The organism is Nitrospira sp. Ecomares 2.1 (assembly GCF_965152585.1).
On sequence record NZ_OZ224219.1, the window covers coordinates 1017122 to 1036134 of the forward strand.

At 48.3% G+C, this 19013-nt stretch carries 12 protein-coding genes; 9 read left to right on the forward strand and 3 right to left on the reverse strand.

All coding sequences use genetic code 11. The features are described 5' to 3' along the window. Positions 1–346: 346 nt before the first annotated feature. The 4 genes from ACWHYD_RS04595 (at position 347) to ACWHYD_RS04610 (ending at position 4349) form a co-directional block, all read left to right on the forward strand. Positions 347–1222, forward strand: a complete 876-nt coding sequence (locus ACWHYD_RS04595) for an ethylbenzene dehydrogenase-related protein (protein WP_447964742.1) — start codon at positions 347–349, stop codon at positions 1220–1222. A 38-nt stretch (positions 1223–1260) separates the two neighbouring features. Beyond that, on the forward strand, positions 1261–1692 hold the full coding sequence (locus ACWHYD_RS04600; protein ID WP_447964743.1) for a hypothetical protein: 432 nt from the start codon (positions 1261–1263) through the stop codon (positions 1690–1692). 9 nt (positions 1693–1701) lie between these two features. Then, a complete protein-coding gene (locus ACWHYD_RS04605; RefSeq protein ID WP_447964744.1) occupies positions 1702–3039 on the forward strand; it encodes a multiheme c-type cytochrome in 1338 nt (445 codons plus the stop codon). A 92-nt stretch (positions 3040–3131) separates the two neighbouring features. Beyond that, positions 3132–4349 carry a multiheme c-type cytochrome gene (locus tag ACWHYD_RS04610; protein WP_447964745.1) on the forward strand — a complete coding sequence of 406 codons (1218 nt, stop codon included), beginning with the start codon at positions 3132–3134 and terminating at the stop codon, positions 4347–4349. Positions 4350–4373: 24 nt separating this feature from the next. Here the strand turns inward: ACWHYD_RS04610 and ilvD are convergent, their stop codons facing one another. Beyond that, positions 4374–6047, reverse strand: a complete 1674-nt coding sequence (gene ilvD / locus ACWHYD_RS04615; protein ID WP_447964746.1) for a dihydroxy-acid dehydratase — start codon at positions 6045–6047, stop codon at positions 4374–4376. A 668-nt stretch (positions 6048–6715) separates the two neighbouring features. On the opposite strand from ilvD, the gene ACWHYD_RS04620 reads away from it, so the two are divergent. Further along, entirely contained in the window at positions 6716–7546 is an 831-nt protein-coding gene (locus ACWHYD_RS04620) for a hypothetical protein (RefSeq protein ID WP_447964747.1), read from the forward strand. Positions 7547–7557: 11 nt separating this feature from the next. Here the strand turns inward: ACWHYD_RS04620 and ACWHYD_RS04625 are convergent, their stop codons facing one another. Together ACWHYD_RS04625 and ACWHYD_RS04630 are read right to left on the reverse strand one after the other, a co-directional pair. Further along, positions 7558–8526 carry a Gfo/Idh/MocA family protein gene (locus tag ACWHYD_RS04625; protein ID WP_447964748.1) on the reverse strand — a complete coding sequence of 323 codons (969 nt, stop codon included), beginning with the start codon at positions 8524–8526 and terminating at the stop codon, positions 7558–7560. Positions 8527–8581: 55 nt separating this feature from the next. Continuing rightward, entirely contained in the window at positions 8582–9277 is a 696-nt protein-coding gene (locus ACWHYD_RS04630) for a hypothetical protein (RefSeq protein ID WP_447964749.1), read from the reverse strand. 435 nt (positions 9278–9712) lie between these two features. On the opposite strand from ACWHYD_RS04630, the gene ACWHYD_RS04635 reads away from it, so the two are divergent. The 4 genes from ACWHYD_RS04635 (at position 9713) to ACWHYD_RS04650 (ending at position 18871) form a co-directional block, all read left to right on the forward strand. Beyond that, positions 9713–10678: a KpsF/GutQ family sugar-phosphate isomerase gene (locus ACWHYD_RS04635; RefSeq protein ID WP_447964750.1), complete on the forward strand. Its 966-nt coding sequence runs from the start codon at positions 9713–9715 to the stop codon at positions 10676–10678. A gap of 233 nt (positions 10679–10911) precedes the next feature. After that, the gene (locus tag ACWHYD_RS04640) at positions 10912–12198 is read left to right on the forward strand and encodes an O-antigen ligase family protein (protein ID WP_447964751.1); all 1287 of its coding nucleotides are present in this window, start codon (positions 10912–10914) and stop codon (positions 12196–12198) included. Between the two features lie 1608 nt (positions 12199–13806). Then, entirely contained in the window at positions 13807–15450 is a 1644-nt protein-coding gene (locus tag ACWHYD_RS04645; protein ID WP_447964752.1) for an FG-GAP repeat domain-containing protein, read from the forward strand. Positions 15451–16594: 1144 nt separating this feature from the next. After that, positions 16595–18871, forward strand: coding sequence for an FG-GAP-like repeat-containing protein (locus ACWHYD_RS04650; protein ID WP_447964753.1), 2277 nt, complete (start codon positions 16595–16597; stop codon positions 18869–18871). Positions 18872–19013: the final 142 nt, after the last annotated feature.

Consider the following 19013-nt stretch of genomic DNA (forward strand, 5'->3'; position numbering starts at 1 on the left):
AAATTGCCTGAATTCGGTGGAGCCATTCTTACCCCAGTGAGATAAATAATTTGCTGCCCCACGTATTGGTTCAAGGCTATATTATTCGTTTTTCTTCTCCCCCCCATCCTGTTGGCGGAGTTCAGTCATTTCCCAGTTGCCATTTTTGGTCGAAACTCTTGAAACTTTCTTCCCGGTTTGTACTCCGTATCGCTCTGCATTTAAAATGGGGAAATGCAGTTATTCGAGAACCATGCACTCAAATAGAAAATGATCGTCCAGAAGATGTGTTCGAGAATGGACTGATTTTTTTATTTTTGAATTATCATTGGTATTGAATCTTTAAGAATTCCAAGGGAACCAAGTATTGAGCACAATTCACGCCAAAAAACGGATTGCTTTGTTCGTGGTTTTTGCTGTGGTGGTTTTATTTGGATTGACTTGGTATCAAGTCCCCCTTGTCAGTTCACAGGGAATGGTTGTCCTTGCGCATTTTTCAAAAGGGGAAGTTCCTACTCATCCTTCCGATTCCGCGTGGGAGTCCGTGGCTCCTCTACCTGTTCCTCTCAGTGGCCAAATCATTACCAGACCGGTTTGGCCGGAGCCCAGTGCACGAGCTCTCTCCATCCGATCAATTCATAACGGAAAAGACATTGCGTTTTTACTGGAATGGCAAGATGCCACAATTAATGAATCGTTGACGCCTGGGGTCTTCAGGGATGGGGTTGCATTGGCTCTTCCACTGGGAGATGCCCCCGCCTTTTTTTGCATGGGCCAACTCGATCATTATGTGAATATTTGGCATTGGAAAGCGGATTGGCAGAGCGATGTGGACCGACGTGCCGAGCGAGCCAAAGAATCTAAGCGTGAGAAATCAGGTCCTCGTCGGTTTGAAGTGATCCCGCGTCGGCCCTCATCGGTCGAGGACCTCGTAGGAGGGGGGTTTAGCACCCTAACGAGCAAGGAACAGCAGGGACGCATTCAAGGGCAAGCGGAGTGGAAAAACGGTTTATGGCGAGTGGTCATGAAACGGCCCCTGACCTCCACTGGAGATGATTTGGACAATGAAGCGATGCTGGTTCCTGGGCGAATGCAAGCTATAGCCTTTGCGGTTTGGAATGGAGAAAATAAGGAGCGGAATGGGCAAAAGTCTGTTGCCTCCTGGATGCAATTACTCATTGATCCAGTTCCACTATCACAAAATGGGCCTGGAGCAATGGAATCCACGCATAGGTCATCATGAGAATCTTAGAAATGAAAAGGATGAGATCTATAGGTGGGATGCGAATTTTTTTAGGTATTTTGTGTCTGTGGCTTGGATTGATCGCCCTCCAAGCAGAGACATTTGGTCAGCTTCCAAATGAGAATATGACCGAAGAAAAAGCCCTGATATTGGCCGAACAATTTGGAATTGATGTGGGGGAAGTAGACGAGGAAATCAAGAAAATTCTTGGATTGACCAAAGCTGAAGGGGTTGTCGTATATGCCGTCATAGGAGGGTCTCCTGCCGAATTATCAGGAATAAAGGTGAAAGCGATCATAAAGGAAGTTGATAAGTATGAAATTAAATCTCTTGTAGATTTGGGGACGGCCTTGGAACAGACCCTCCCCACAAAGAATTTTACTGTCGCCACCTATGAACCTGCAGATCCAGAGAATCAAGGGGTTACCGGCGGGCTTAATTTCCATTTTGTACGAATCCTTCAGGATTAAACCATTTGCATGAAAAATCTGGTTAATAAAAATTTTGGGTTGTTGAAAATAGCATCCTTGCAAAACCGATGGATTTTAACGGCAATATTAGGGATTTTCTGTTTGTCTGGAGTCGGGCTTGGTCAACAGCCTAGCTCAGTTATTGGTGAAGGAGATGAATCCTGGATTGAGGAAATTGAGCAGGTTTTTATCCCTTCTGAACAATGCAAACAATGTCATGACCGGCATTATGAAGAGTGGAAGGGGATGCGTGAGCAGACCATGGATTTGAAGACCTTTGGCCGGGTGGATGGAGCTCTTCTCCATGGGACAGCTCTCACCTCACCGGTGTTCAAAACTGTCTTGGGCCTGTGGCTTCAAACCGATCCCGATCAGGAACAACGTACTCGTTGCCTTTCTTGTCATGCTCCCGCGGTGACCGTGTTCCCACAGCACACTGATCGGATTATTGATCAAGTGATGAAGGGAGGAAAGCGGGGTAAAATTGAAGGCATTAGCTGTAGTGCCTGTCATCTCATTACGGGGATCCAAGAAAATGCCTATGGACATCCCACTTTCAAAATTGAATCAGGGGCGATTCTTTACGGACCATACGCCGAACCAGATGAGAATCTCGTGCATCCCTCTGCGCAGGCGGATATTTATCGAGGAGCACATTACTGCGCATCCTGCCATTTTGATAAAGTTAAGGACGTCACTCGACCTGATATCCCTGGGGAAATTCTGAAAGGCACGATTTGTCAGGATTGTCATATGGAGCGTTCTACGGGGAGTTCAACCTCTCAACGTGGAGCCCTCACTCGTCCAATCGGAAGACATTGGTTTCAAGGTATTGTGATTCCTGGGATTATGCTGAGTAATAGGAATTTACAGGCCGAATGGTTTTCAAGGGTGGATATTGAAGCTAAAAAGGTCAATGGACAGGTTGAGGGAGAGGTCCTGCTACGGAATGGTGCCTTGCCTCATACATTTCCCGGTGGCGATCCAGTATTGAAGCAATTTTATGTCACGATTACGCTCAAAAATTCAGATGGACAGGTTATCGACCAATACCAGGAACGGTTTGGCCGAACATTTGAGGAACTGCTTCGCGGTCCGATCCCCAGACCATTTGTCAATGGAGGTACAACCAGGCATATTCCATTTACATTGAAAGTTCCCCAAGGTACAGAGGTTACCCTGATTGAGGCTGCAGTGAGTTATTCTCTCATTCCCGAGCCATCTAAGGCTCTTTCCACAAAATTCATCGAAGGCTTGGCCACCGATAAAGAACGGGAAACGGCAGAACGGATTATTAAAGATTATTCTTCCCCGCGGCTCCTCACGTTTCGCACCATGAGTTTATAGACAGTCAAAACTTGCGGATTGTTTGTTGGAAAACATAAAAGGATTGTCTGATGACCAAAAGCTACAAAGAGAGAACACCCGGGGGTGAAGTTATGAGGGGGGGGATATTGTTGTTGTTGTTGGGATGTTTTCTGCTGGCGATGCCTCCTCAGGCCTCTGTGGCAAGTGAATCGTCTTTAAACAAAAAACCAATAGAAAAATCATTTCCCAATTCTGAAAAATGTAAACGTTGTCATCTTCGAGTCTTTGATGAATGGGAAGCTTCGGCTCAATCGCGTTCTATTGTGACTGCCGCTTTCCGGGTAACCCTGGACAAATTTCTCGCTTCATCCGATAAAAAAGACCATGCAATGTGTTTTCGTTGTCACGCTCCGCACATTCTTGAATATGGCGACCATCTGCCTCATTTTATTAAAGAGGTTCAATCAAAGGATCCACGGATGGATGGAGTTGGATGTCCGCAATGCCATCTTATTCAGGATGTAGACATGAATTCGCATCCTCCAACGCCAACATTCCAATTGGGAACAACAATTTTTGGAGGATATGATAAAGCCGCTGAGAATTTGGCACATCAATCACAGAAGCTGGAACTCTATCGAGAGTCTAAATTCTGCGTGACCTGTCACGATTCCCTGCCAAAGATCACGGACTCTGCCAAGGACCTTCCTGGTTGGCTAGGGTCTTGGGAAAAAACTAACGCTGAAACCAGTGGGAAACCCTGTCAAACCTGTCATATGCCAGAGGCAGTTGATGAATCTGCAAATGGAGAGAAGGTCAGGAAGGTCGCCAATCACAGCTTCCCTGGTAGGTTCGGAAAGGTCCGTGCGGATGCTGTTACCTTGGACTTTTCGACTGAAGCCTCCGCCGAAACTTCTCAAGTCCAGGTCAATATTCAGAGCCTGGTCCCACATAATTTGCCTTTGCCGCATCCTGGGTGGTCTCGGGTGGTCGTTGATCTTTCTATTTTTGGAAAAAATCTCAAAAAGGTTTATAACGAACAACGGTTTTATGAGCGCACGTTTGGCAATACGGAGGGAAAGGAGACGGTCTTTGATTTTGAGGCAAAAAAGGTTTTACACGATACCCTTCTTAAGCCTGAAGAAATGCGGGTAGAGGTCTTTACGTTTCCCACCCCACAGGATGCGCCTTCCATGGATGTGGTGGTGACCCTTACGTATGCCCCAGTCCACGGACCACAGGATTTCCTTGAAAAAGTGGAAGAGGAAGCGGCACTCGGGCAAAAGGACAAGGCCTTTCAATCAGTCCAAATTGCCCAAAAGAAGATGAACATTCCCCTCAAAAAATAATCGCATCTCTCTTGAGGAGAATCGTTAGGAAGTCACGGCTCCCAGAGATGCGGAGGAAACCATCTTGGCATATTTGGCTAGCACGCCGGTTGTATATCGTGGTGCCGGTGGATTCCATTTTGCCAGACGGGATTGAATGTCTTGATCTGATAGTTCAACATCCAAACGTCGCGCAGTAATGTCGATATTAATCAGGTCTCCGTTTTGAACTGCCGCAATTGGTCCGCCTTTCGCGGCCTCTGGGGCGACGTGTCCAGCCATGAAGCCAAAGGTGGCTCCTGAAAACCGTCCGTCCGTCAAAAGGGCGACTGATTCGCCTAACCCTGCCCCAACAATAGCACTCGTCACGCCTAACATCTCCCGCATCCCTGGTCCTCCTTGTGGTCCTTCATAGCGGATAACGACCACGTCCCCTGGCACGATTTTGCCTTTTTGGACTGCCTGAAACGCATCCTCTTCGCAATCGAAGACTTTGGCGGGTCCATGGTGGGCTAATTTGGCATGCCCCGCTACCTTGACGACACAACCTTCCGGGGCAAGATTGCCTTTCAGTATCACAAGCCCTCCCGTTGGTTTAATTGGATGAGAAGGGGAAAAGAGAACTTTTTGACCGGGAGTTTCCTTGGCTGAGAAAGCTTCTTCAGCTAAGGTTCGTCCTGTGACAGTCATTTGGTCCCCATGGAGATGGCCAGATTCCAAAAGCCACTTTGCCACCAACGGGGTTCCTCCTGCTTGATAGAGGTCGGCTGCCATGAACTGACCCCCTGGTTTCAGGTCAGCCAGGAGCGGGACTTGGCGGTTAATAGTATCAAAATCATCAATATTTAATGGGAGTGACATTTCATGTGCCAGGGCTAAAAGATGGAGAACGCCATTGGTGGATCCACCGGTAGTGGCGATTGCCGCGATGGCGTTTTCCAATGCGGAGCGAGTAATAATATCCCTGGGGCGAAGATCATTTTTCAGGAGATTGATCAGGATTTTTCCGCATTCCTTGGCCACTTGGTGCTTTTTGGGGTCGAGGGCTGGCACGCCATTGAATCCCATTGGGGAAATTCCTAAAAACTCAAACGCAATTGACATGGTATTCGCCGTAAATTGACCACCGCACGCGCCGGCTCCTGGACAGGCTCGGCGTTCTAATTCAATCAGCTCCTCCGTTGTCACTTTCCCTTTGGCGTGTGATCCGACGGCTTCAAAGACATCCTGGATCGACACAGGTTTTCCATGGAATTCTCCAGGCATGATGGAGCCTCCATAGAGCATGATTGATGGAAGATTCAGACGGGCCAGGGCCATCACGCATCCCGGAATGGTTTTGTCGCAACCTGATAAGGCAATGACTCCGTCAAACAGATGTCCTCGAACCACTAATTCAATGGAGTCTGCCACTACTTCCCGACTAATCAAGGAGGCTTTCATGCCCTCCGTCCCCATGCTGATGCCGTCTGAGACCACGATCGTGTTGAATTCGATAGGGGTCCCTCCCGCCTCACGAATCCCTTGCTTCACACTTGCTGCGAGATCGCGGAGATGATAATTGCAAGGAGTGATTTCAGACCAGGTATTGGCGATCGCGATAAGGGGCCTGGAAAAGTCTTCGTCGGTCAAGCCGACGGCCCTGAGCATCGCACGAGCGGGGGCACGGTCGGGTCCCTCAGTCAGGACAAGGCTGTTTTTTTTCAAGGTTTTTGACATGAAACGGTGCTCCTTCGATCATAACCGTTGATGAATGGAATATTGGGTCAGCCAATGATTCGATGCCTGAATGTCTCATAATGCTAGGAAAATGGTCAATGTTAGAGGCCAAAATATTGCGCGTTTGTCAGCCCTAGCGATCATGCTTTTCCATGAAATCAACTGTAGAAGAGAAGAAGACGGGCGGTGAGTAACGCCGGACAGTCCTTTCCTCTGAAATGGAAAGAGGAGGGAGGTCTTGATCCTGAAATTCCCGGGAGGTGAGTTTACGAAGTGTCACCGATGAAAGGCTACGTTGTAGCCGGAACTTCCATCCATTCCTGGGGATGAGGGAGTAAACAATATGAGCAAATAGGGATTGGAGAAATAATAGGTCTCACCATGACGGTAAAACTTTACAAGCTGTCGTAATCTGGAATGCTTCAACTAATTTCGCAGGGGCTTTGATTCCATGGCCCCTTGTTGAAGGTATTCCAAGAGTCGATCATGCCGGATTGAAATGCTGTGGGTGCAGGATTTTCTCAAAAATTAATTATCGCTTTTAATACTATCTAAGCCAGCATTTAGCAGCTCTACAGAATAATAGGGCATTGAGCGTGAGTGGAGCCTTCTTGAGACAAGGTTTGGCGAAGTTGTAAAGAATGCCTCCTGCTTGGTGAGACCAATACATGCAGTTTCAAGTTTTTCTGAAATCTGAAGGCGGAAAGCGAATGGTTCATAGAATCAAAGGACAAGTGAAAGACATGAGTTCGTTGATCTACCAGGGCGGCAATCGTAAAGTGTGGTGGATCTCCCTGACTGTATGGGGCGTGGTGACTGTCCTGCCCGTGTGGGGGGCTGGTGAAAGTAGAAGTGAAGGAGGCTTGGAGAATGAACTCTCATCAGGAGTTGAAAATCTTGAGCCATTTCAGAAGGAGAAGGAAAACGTTTCCTTCGCCGATATCTATAAACAGCGGGTACCGGGTTATGTATTTCTCGCTCACAGCGAAATTGCCTCGTCGCCCCAGCCTTCGCCGGATATTGTTTCAAAGGGAGATGGTTCAGCCTTAGTTGGTTCCGTTATGGCCCTGTTAGCCACGTTTGGGGATGCCAATGTTCTTCCGCCCGAGGGGACCTCTCAGGCCAATCAACTGATTCATGGCCTCATCCAATTGCAGTCGGCCCTAGTGAAATCCGAATCTTCAGAGTTGAGCGAATATTTTATAGCGGCGGTTGAGCAGCGTTTTGATAAGGAAGGTGCAGGGATTTTACAGTCAATTTATCAGAGAGGGTTGACATCAAAAATGTTAGATGCCCTCGTGAGTTATAACCACAAAATACCAATGTGGGAAAAGCCAGCTCTTACTGAACTCTTTCAACGTTATAATGTTTCCCGGCAAGATTGGGAATTAATTGAGAAAATCTTTGGCGAAGCCGACGTAGCCTATCGTAGGAAAGGATCATCCATCCATGATGCCTATGAACTGTGGAGAGCACAAATGCCGGGAGGTCGGCCATGAAGATACAGGAATTAATTGAGGAAAACGGGTTTCCCGGTTTGTGCTGATCGGTAACACGCATCGGCAAGTTCGACTGCTCGTAACCCATCTTCCGCAGTAACGGGCATTGGTCCTCCGGTTCGAATCGCCTGACAAAAGTCTCGAAGTACTTCAATTAACGTGGCACTGGGAGGGCAGGAATGGTCTAATATCTCATTGCCCATGGAAATTTTTCGAACGATGTTGGTCGTCCAATCGGCGAATGCTTGGCCATATGACCCCATAATTTCTGCGCGGGTGACTCGTCCCTGGCTTACGCGTGAAATATCGAGGTAACAGGGAAGTCCTTTTTGCGTAACCAGTTTAATGAAAGCCCGATTTTCGGGGTCATCGGCCCCAGGCCGACTAATGTCAGCCGAGACCGAATGGATCTCATCCTGAGTGAGGACACGGACCAGATCCAGCAAGTGAATCCCAAACTCCATGAGGGCCCCATAATTGATCCATGACGGGTTTTTCCCCGGCAATGCTGAGCGGGATTCGAATCGCATGGTGCAAACAAGATATTGCCATTGGCCTAAGGATGAGGCGAAGGCTTGCAATTGGCGTATCGCTGGCTCATACCGTAGAGTCTGAGCAGTCATTACAGGGACTTTAGCTTTGGTGGCGGCCTCAACGATTTGGCTGCTCTGGATTTGGTTCAGAGCGAGGGGTTTTTCCAGAAGAACCGCTTTGCCATGTTGAATGGCTTCTAATGCAATGGGAAGATGGAGTGAGGGAGGGGTCACGATCAGAACGGCCTGAATAGCCGGATCGGCTAAGAGATCGTGATAGTTCGGGTAAAAGCGGAGAGGGTATTCTGTGGCGAGTCGAATGCCTTCTTCCATGTTTTTTCGGCTGATGGCAATCAATTTTCCTCCCGTCTCGATTGAGAGCAAATGATGAAGGTAACGGGAGCCGTGTCGTCCTACGCCAATCAATCCAAGGGGAATCGGTTTCATGTCAGCCCTGGTTTTCTCCTTTATCCCGCGTGAGTATTAAGTAAATGAGGTGTCTTCATCCAATCCGTATAAAACACACAGGATCGCCTACTAAGGCAGTTGGATAGGTCCGATCCTCAACTTGATAGGGAATACCATGTAAGTGGCACCAGTGTTCAACCCAGGGCATTTCTTCAACCGAGGTTGTGAGCAACCCTGGCAGAGTAAGTTTGGCCATGCAATTGGCAAATAAGCGAACTCCTGTTTCCCGTTCGTGTGAAAAGGCCGATACGTCAAAGGCTAGAGGGTCCGCACGGCCGTAAGAAAAAAGGACTGAGAGATTGGGGAATTCTTCCGGGTCATTCAGAACGCTGACAATCCAAAGATGATCAACCTTGCCTGTCGCAGTCTCTGCCGACCCGCAGTAAAAATGGATTCCGTTTTCGCCCCCGGCATGGTTGAGAATATCCACTTCTGCTTGTCGAAGATTATAGGGACATACCGTTCGATTTAATTCCAGCCGTTCCATGAGCAAAACGGGAATCTCCGGGACTCCTGCACCCACATATAAACTTCGCCCCATAGCAGGCAAATGGGCGCGGAGGGCTCTCGCAATCGCGATCCCCAGTTTCTTGCAGGGACCTCGGCGATCCTCCCAAAACGCGTCTCCACCTTCGTCACAATAGACCGGGCCAAGCCCATCATAGTCCAACACATTATACATTCTGGAAATTTCTTGAGTCGTGGCAGATGATAATTTTGGAGTTTTCATCCTGTGTGTGGGCCTTTCGATATGTCTTGGTTTCCTTCTTTTTACCAGGTTGGGCAAAGGAGATAATAGCCCTTAAAGGAAGAGGTGGTGTCATGATCTAAGCCAGGAAAGTGAGCTCTATCTCAACTTGACCCATATTACGATTTTGTGTATTGATACACTTGAAATGGCTTAGACGTTCTTCTATGTAAAGAGGTCTATTCCCAAAAGTGGCAAAAAGTTCCTCCTATCACCGATTCCATTCCTCTTTTACTGTGCGTCATGGGAAATGCCTTGGTTGGGGTTTCAGTATAGCGAAGGTACTCCTCAGGAGTGGGACACACCTCGCGCCTTAAGGCTGAACCAATCGGTGCTGATTTAGCTAATGATTGTTTTACCTTGAAAGTTTTTTGCCACCATAGCCTGTTTTTCTAGAGATCACGAGGTCAGATCCTTATGGATATTCTTCAAGAAATTCGTCGGGTGATCAGGCTGGAAGGTCAAGCCATTGCGCACCTTGAGGAGAGCATAGGTCTTCCTTTCGAGGAGGCGATAAAGATGTTGCAATCCTGTCAGGGAAAAGTGATTCTTACGGGGGTAGGGAAATCCGGCCTGATAGCGAACAAAATTTCGGCTACGATGGTATCCACCGGCACGCCTGCGGTGTTTTTACATGGCTCCGAGGGATTGCATGGGGACATTGGGATTGTGGCGAAAGAAGATATCGTGATTGCGGTAGGAAAGTCAGGCGAAAGCGAAGAATTGCTAGCACTGCTTCCATTTATTCGAAAAATGGGCGCACGAATTATTGCCATTACCGCGCAGGTAAATTCCACCCTGGCACGCGGGAGTGATCTTGTTCTTGTGACGCCCATTCAAGAAGAAGCTTGTCCGCTCAATATGGCTCCTACGTGCAGCACCACCGCAGCCTTGGTCTTAGGGGATGCGTTGGCCATGGCCTTGATGAAATTGCGAAACTTTCAGCCAGCCGACTTTGCCATGTTTCACCCTGGTGGACAATTGGGAAAACGACTGCTTTTGAACGTTGGGGATCTGATGCGAACAGGTGAGGGAAATGCGGTAATTCGTCTTTCTCATACGATTCAATTCATGTTGTGTGAAATGACGAGTAAACGTGCTGGCGCAGTGTCTGTGCTGGATGAGGAAGATCGTTTATTGGGATTGATCACCGACTTTGATATTCGTCGGGTGTTGGAGGGGGGACAAAACATTTTTGCTCTCACGATTGCAACGGTCATGAATCCAAAGCCCAGTTGGGTATATCAGGATGAAAAAGCCGTCAAGGTTCTTCAATTTATGGAAAAACGGGAAAAGCCCATCTCCGTGTTACCCGTCCTTGATCGACAGGAAAAAGTCGTCGGCATGATTCATATTCATGATCTGATTTCCCGTGGTCTATAGCAAATATTCGTGTTCAATGCGAGGAGTCTTGGATTTGATTCAAGAGGTGCCTCGTAGTAGGGGGACAGCGTGATGGTTAGCATCCATATTGATTCCTTAAATTCGGGTAGCCGGTTTGCCTGCGTATGGGGCAACAGAGTTTCAAATGTTTTTGCCCACCGCTGAATGACTATTGAGGGTTGGCTTAAAAGCGTACCTTCTGCCAGACTGCTTGTCTCAAATGAATTGAAACAATGAGCATCCACTTAGACGTGGGACAAGTCGGTAACAACCCCTCTTCAAAGGTTTTCTCCAGCTCCGATCTTTGGACTGCCCTGGGGTGGGGCCTTTGTGCGGTCATTCTTTTAGGATTCTCTCCCAGACTATTTCATATTCAAGAATATTTTTTTTTCCCTCTTCTGGGTATGGCAATCCTCCTTTGTTTATGGGAGCGAAAACTCTTCTGGATTCATGCCTCACTCCTTATCCCGTTTATCTGTTTTGTATCCTGGGTTGCGTTTACGATTCCTTTTTCAATTGATCCTATGATCAGTCTACGGGAATGGCAAAAAGTTGTGGCACAGTTTGCGGTTTTCTATGGAACCTGTTTGATTGTGCAGGAACAACGAAATGATTATTTTTTAAAAAAAGTTCTCCCCGTCGTCCTCTTGGGGGCCATTGCTTGTTACACCTATTCCCTTCTGGATTTTTTTGACCGAGGAGGGAATCTTTTAGATCGCACGATTCGTGCGGGTTTTCCAAAAATAAACGGTGCAGACTTTACCTGGTTGAGTACCAATGTGTTGATGGTTTTTCCTCTGTTTATCACGGGATTTTTAGCGGTGACTAATCCATGGAAACGGGTGATGTTGGTCTGTGGCATACTTCTCTCTTTCTTGGCCCTCCTGCTTTCCTATAGTCGTGGTGTCTGGTTAGCAGCCCTGGCGCAAATAATTGTCGGAGGATATCTAGTTCATAAACGGCATACGCTCCGATTGCTGATCATAGGAATAGCGGTATTCCTTTCAATTGGAGTCGTCCTTAGTCAATTGGGGCTACATCGTGAAACCTTCAATTCCTGGACTATTAAGGCTCGGTTAGCGGTATGGAATCTTAGTGTTTCAGATGTTTTGAACCATCCCATTGTTGGAGTCGGTTATGGCGTACCTATTTTAGAAAAACGTCATGGGCAAAATATTGTTGACTTGGAAGCAGTGAATCTCGGAATTCCTGATATTCCGGAAAAACCGCATAACTGGTATCTCATGGTGGTCACGGGGACGGGATTACCAGGGCTGGCCTTGTTTCTTTGGTTGCTCGCCAAAGTGGGATTAGCTATTTATGAGAAATGGACTAAAGCTATGACTTCCGCTCATCGGTGGTTACAGATGGGAGTATTTCTGATGGTTCTTGGATTTTCCATCCGTATTTTCTTTGAGGACAGCTTCGGAGGAAGCCATTCCTATCTGTTTTGGATACTTGTCGGGACGAGTGCGGTACTTGTGGAAATTAGGAGTGGAGAGAAAAAGACAATTGGGTGAGCTGAGAAGTGCCTAGCCGGAAAATGTATAGAGATGATTAGGGGAATTTGAGAGGCGGTAATCCATCCTTTCTTTACCTGATGGGCAATTCCTCACATTTTTTCGAGAGTTACGCTGAAAAGCGATAGGTGACCTCATCCGGGTATATGGTAAGTGAGCCTTGCTTACTCCACATTTTGGAGCGCGCAAAGAGTCCATCGCTTTAGGAGGTCAGTAGTTCTATAGATCACGGGCGTCAGGACGTAAGCAGGGTCCGGGCTATCGGAAAGGACGGTGACCGTTTGTTGAAAACCAACGGTAGGAGAGGAGCGTACCCTGTCCAGCCATCCGTTTGAGCGGGGGGCTGGGTTTAACCCCACTTTCTAAATGAAGTGGAAAATGTGGTCCAGACACATGGGAGATATGGAGTAGTGAGATTCTTTCGAGGATCCCTGTTCTTTCATCTTTGCCGCAATGGCCGCGAAAGCTTTAATGATTGTGTGTCATTTCGGCACACGAGCTTTCCACCCCAACACAGCTTTCATTGACCTCCACAGGACCAACCAGTCGGTCTCTTTCAGGACGCACCCTTTTCCATGGGAGTTCGTGGAGCCATGGCTAAAAGGTAAAGTAACTGGACAAGCCAAGGACTCGTTGCAATCGACAAGCTTTCGCGCCGTATTTCTGACTCGTCAAATTCCAGATGGTGCACAGTCGAAGGTGCTTCTGGATTCCCTCAAATATTGTTCCCCCAATCGCACCTGTTTCCCACAGAGTTGGCGCGACCTTTTATGGGGGAAGAAACCAAATAAATCCTCCAAGGTGGGAGAATAGACACTCAATTTAGCCCAAATTGCTGTCGGGACTCCCGGGCCATAAAGTTATTATGAATTCCCCATAATTGGAATTAGGAATAGAAAAGACCGTCATCCAGAAATATTCAACGGAAAGATTTAGAAATGATTTGAAATTCTTTAAATAGTTAAAGAATTAATCATCTGACTCGGAATACCAGGTAAAGAGGATTTCCTCATCGTCGGAAAATTTGTCTAAGTCAGAAATATATTGTCTCACCTGTTGGAAGTTGTTCCTTGTTTTTTAGCCCTGGAACGATTGGGTACCCTATTCTGTCAAAGATTTTTTCGACTTTAGAAAAACATCTGGCTTCCTATCTACTAGATTCGAACACTGATTTCACAAAACATACTCGGATCGAAGGAATCTAGAGAAATAATCGTGGAGATGACAAAGGTGGCAGAAGTTTTGCTGTACTAAGCCGGAAGAAAGATATTCATCATTTTCTATCAAATAACCAGTATGGACTTATGGAAAACTGAGACTTGTTCCGGGATTATCAGGCAGGAAAAACAACTCAATTTCTGTAGAAATACAAAGGAGGTGGTACCAGGTAGAACACTTGAAAAGAACTGCGAATTCGGATGGTTTGAAAATTTATCCCCACTTTCAATCCGTTTGAGAGGGAAACAGCCAATTCAGCATGCGGTCATATTCATATTTTATAGGTGTGTTAACCATTGCCCGGGAAAGATTTTTTATGGAGATTTATTGAAAGGATAGGCTTCCATGAAAGATTTGGTCTTATTCCTGGAAAAAAGGAAAGGCGGATTTATGAAAAGGAATACATGTCGGTCTTCAGGGTGGGTAGCGGGTTCACTAGCGACTGCTATGTTGGTTATGGGGACGGCGTCTATGGCCGCTGCGGCGGGTTTTACCGCATATAACGATTTGGCCTGGGGTACTGGTCAGCTCGAAACGAATATCACGAAGTACACCTCGCCAGATGGCGGTTCTGGCTTGCCCAGTACCGGCTTACTTAAAGATTTTGCCACTGGTGTCGATACCGGCGTCACCCTAGCCGTTATGGGGGGCTCATATCTCGGTGCTCCCCAGGCCACTCAAGGGGCAGATCCAACCACAGGAGATGCCTTTATGATCTTTGATGGCAAGGTCAGCGGCCAGGGCGCGCTTTCCTATGTCGATGCTGTTGGCAGTTCCCTCGTGTTGACCTTTAGCGGGCTCAATCCAAACAGGACGTACGATTTGGCCTATTTCGCTCATCGAAATGCGAACGGGTGGGATCGGGCTTCCCTTGTGACCATTTCCGGAACGGCTGGGCGAACGAATACGAGTTCGGTGGCAACTGATAATCCCAGTGAGCCTGGGGGTGTGATTTTCTCTGGTCCTGGGGATAGCTCAACTCGGTTACCGGCCGACAATGACAATGGTTATGTGGCGCGGTGGAGTGAGGTGAGTCCCGGCAGCGATGGTATCGTGGTGCTGACTATTAGTTTTGATGGAAGTGTGGGTGAGCAATACAAGGGAAAGTATGGCAGTGCAGTCCGATTGATTGAGTCATCTGGTTCTGTTGGCCATGATTTGGATGGGGATGGCAAAGCCGACCTTGTCTGGCGACATACAAATGGTAATGCTGCGGTATGGTTGCTGAATGGGACAGCGGTTCCCTCCTCCATGGGCTCTCTAGGAGGCGTGAGCTCTGCATGGCAGGTTGCGGGAGTGGGTGATACGGATGCTGATGGCAAGGCGGATATCATTTGGCGCAATACCACGAGCGGCGCAGTGGCTGTATGGCTGATGAACGGGGTGACCATGACTTCCGCTGGTTTTCCCGGCACAGCATCCACGGCCTGGCAAATTCAGGGAGTGGGGGATCTAAATGGTGACGGCAAAGCCGACCTTGTTTGGCGACACACGAATGGGAGTGCTGCGGTATGGTTGCTGAATGGGACAGCGGCTCCTTCCTCCATGGGCTCATTGGGTGTGGTGAGTTCGGCGTATCAAATTTCGGGAGTTGGTGATACGGATGCCGATGGTAAGGCGGATATCATTTGGCGCAATACCACGAGCGGCCTTGTGGCCGTGTGGCTGATGGATGGGGTGACCATGACTTCCGCTGGCTTCCCCGGCACTGCGTCGACAGCTTGGTCCATCCAGGGAGTCGGGGACCTGAACGGTGATGACAAGGCCGACCTTGTCTGGCGGCACACGAATGGAAGTGCTGCGGTATGGTTGCTGAATGGGACAGCGGCTCCCTCCTCCACCGGCTCATTAGGTGTGGTGAGCTCTGCCTGGGAAATTAGACAGGTGGGTGATACCGATGCCGATGGCAACGCGGATATCATCTGGCGAAATACCACGAGTGGGGCAGTGTCTGTGTGGCTGATGAACGGGACGACTATGACCTCCGCTGGTTTCCCCGGCAGCGCATCGACCTCCTGGGAAATTCAACCTTAGCCTGAAGCACTTTTTGAAAAGAGAGTTCTGCTAAATGTGATTCCCGTTTCTTGCTAGAAACGGGGGTCACGTCAAGCTGGAGCCCAACGCTTTAGGGAATTGTTGAGTAGGCCAGGGAAGAGGGGAATCTCATCTAAGAGCTGGGGGGCATGACGGAATAAAGAGGATAAGATTTATACCTCTTCCGGCATTGCCCCCCACTTGCTTTATGCGAGCTAATGAAGAAAGCCCAAAAGGCCTCACGTTTGAAAGGCACAGAGAAGGCTTAGAATAGTTTATACTTGGGGAAATTGGGCTCTCCTGCTGCAGATAAGCTACGTGTGGGAGGCGTCTCTAGATCACCTGAAAGGCATGATGAGAATTTAATACCATGATGAAGTAGTCCATAAGACATCATCGGATTGGAGTATGTGAATGGAAATGCAGGAGAAACCTTTGCTCCTTTCTTGGAAGCTCCTGATGCTAAGAGACCAGGGGAGTATAAAGATTCATTCAAAAATTTATAAATTCAGGAGGTGTCTCCAAGTTTTATTTGAATTGTAAGGAAATGGGTTAACTTCCTTTGTGTCAGAGAGAGCTTAAGCAAATTTTAAATCTGAAATATTCGAAAGGTCTCTAAAAAGAAAATTAACTGAGGTCTATCTGGGAAGGAAGCATTGGACGAGTGGGAGTGTGGGGTTATTCCCATATAGTATTGATTAATCTTCAATTTGTAGGGTGTTGGGGATCCCAATAAAAAAACTCTATGATTATTATGTCCAAAGGACGCAGGTTTTTCTACAGTGTTTATTCGTTTTAAAGAAAAATGACCTTTTAAAAACAAGATTTCAGCTATTTTGATCATTTTCCTGACCGCCTATCCGCCAGTTGACATTTGCTGGGCACGAGATATGCTGGAGTTTTGACAGTCTTAATTTGGTATTAGCCTTATATTGGTATTTTTATAGGAATGAATATTTGTATATATTCATACCGTAGGTTATGTATCAAGGTTTGAAGATCTGATTTTTTTGGATTTGCTCAGGCATTCTCTTACATGTTTGTGATGCCTCAATATAACCAGTAAAGTTTCCTTCGCATTTTATTCTAAAAAATTTGGGGATGACTTTTTCCCCCCAACATTAGGACATTAGGGATCGTAAATATGAAGAAAATTGGTGTGGTGAGTTTTGGCTGTGCGCTATTTTTACTGGTGGCCTCTGTGACGCCAGCGACCGCTGCTGTGGTGCGGCAACCCTATCTGCAACTCGTCACTCCCACCTCCGTTACGGTGGTGTGGCGCACGGACCTGAATTCGGCAGACAATAGCCAAGTGAAATATGGCACAGTGGCCGGCTCTCTGAGCCAAACGGCTACCGGCACGGCAGTCACACGCTCAGGGCTCAACGTCAAGGATCACATTGTTACGATTACCGGGCTAACCGCTGCCACCAAATATTTCTATAACGTCGGCACCGTGACGAACGGGGTGCAAGTTACCGGCACTACTCAGCACTTTTTTGTTACGGCGCCCCCCGTCGGGTCGGCCACACCCGTTCGGGCGTGGGTGCTGGGGGATTCAGGCGATGCCAGTAACAACCAAAGGAATGTGCGGGATACGATGCTGACTGAGACCGCGCAGAATCCTCCAGCTCCCAACTTGATCTTGCACATGGGGGACATTGCGTATGAAAGCGGGACCGATGCACAATTTACCAACAACCATTTTAAGATCTATGAAGATATTCTCCGCCAGACACCCCTTTGGCCGACGCTGGGCAATCATGAGGTTCCGAACAGCTCCAGTTCCCTGGGCATTGGACCTTACTACGAAGCCCATGTCCTGCCGAGCAGCGGCCAAGCAGGGGGAGTGGCCTCCGGCACCGAGGCCTACTATGCCTTTGATTACGCCAATGTGCATTTCATTGTGCTCGACTCCATGGACAGTAGTCGGGCTCCGGGCTCGCCGATGTTGACCTGGTTACAAAATGATCTGGCTGCTACCGGGCAAGAGTGGGTCATCGCCTTCTGGCATCATCCGCCTTATTCGAAAGGCCACGACTCGGACAATGCCGCCGACTCTGGTGGACGATTGGTCGATATGCGGGAGACGGTGCTGCCCATCCTGGAGGCCGGTGGAGTGGATTTGGTCATTTCTGGGCATTCCCATGCCTATGAGCGGTCTTACCTTCTGGATGGCGCCTACGGCTATGGCACCTCACCTAACTTTGCTACACCGTCCTTCAATACCCTTCTGGCCGATGGCCATATTCTGGATGCGGGCAATGGCCAGCCCTCGGGCACGGGAGCGTATCAGAAAAGTGCCGGAGGTGTGTCGCACGAGGGAACCGTGTATGTCGTCGCCGGCCATGGGGGGCATGATCTTGATTCCACCCATCCCGTGCATCCGGTCATGGCGGTGTTTGATGTGGCCTATGGCTCGGTGCTCCTGGACATCACGGGCAGCAGCCTCACCCTCCGAAATCTGCGGGCAGGAGGCGCTATCACCGACACCATGAGCATCATCAAAAATTCCACTTATCCACCTGGTCCAATTGCTTCGACTGACTTTAATAAGGACGGAAAATCCGATATTGTGTGGCGGAATACCAGTACTGGGGCCTCGGCCATTTGGCTCATGAACGGTGTTAATATTGCCTCTAACGGGTTTCCAGGCGTGGTGTCTTTAGCTTGGCAGATCGCCGGAGGTGGTGATATGAATGGAGACGGGAAGTCGGACTTCGTCTGGCGAAATACGAGCAGTGGTGCAGTGTCGGTGTGGTTCATGAATGGATCAACCGTCACGTCGACGGGTTTTTTACCCGGGGCTCCTTTAGTGTGGCAAATCGCGGGCGTGGGAGATCTCAATGGCGATGGGAGGGCTGACCTCATCTGGCGAAATACCAGCAGTGGCGCAGTGGCGGTGTGGACTATGAATGGGACGACTGTAACCTCGACAGGATTTCCAGGTAGTGTCTCGTTGGATTGGGTGATCCGGCAAGTAGGCGATCTCAATGGCGATGGGAAAGCCGACCTCGTCTGGCGTAAAAACAGTACAGGGGCTGTGGCTGTGTGGCTAATGGATGGGGCGACTATTACGTCGACGGGTTTTCCGTCAGGTGGATCCTTAGCGTGGCAGATTGCGGGCGTGGGAGATTTGAATGGGAATGGCACGGATGACATTGTTTGGCGCCATGCGAGCTCAGGTGCGGTAGCTGTGTGGTTTATGAATGGGGCGACTATCGCATCGACAGGTTTTCCGGGGAGTGTTTCGTTGAATTGGGTGAATCGGCAGGTGGGCGATCTCAATGGTGATGGGAAGGCCGACCTCGTGTGGCATAATACAGTTAGTGGTACAGTAGCGATATGGTTAATGAATGGGGCGGCCATAACCTCAACAGGCTATCCCGCTACTACGTCCCTAGATTGGCAAATTCAATAGTCGGAGAATTCAGGATATTTTTGCCTTTGAAAGCTCCCTTTTTTGCAGAAGCGAAGCTCCTTCCCTAACTTTGAAAAAAGCTGATACGAATGTGGCAAGAATGATATTGGCAAAAGAATCGTATTATTAAATTTTTGGCTGT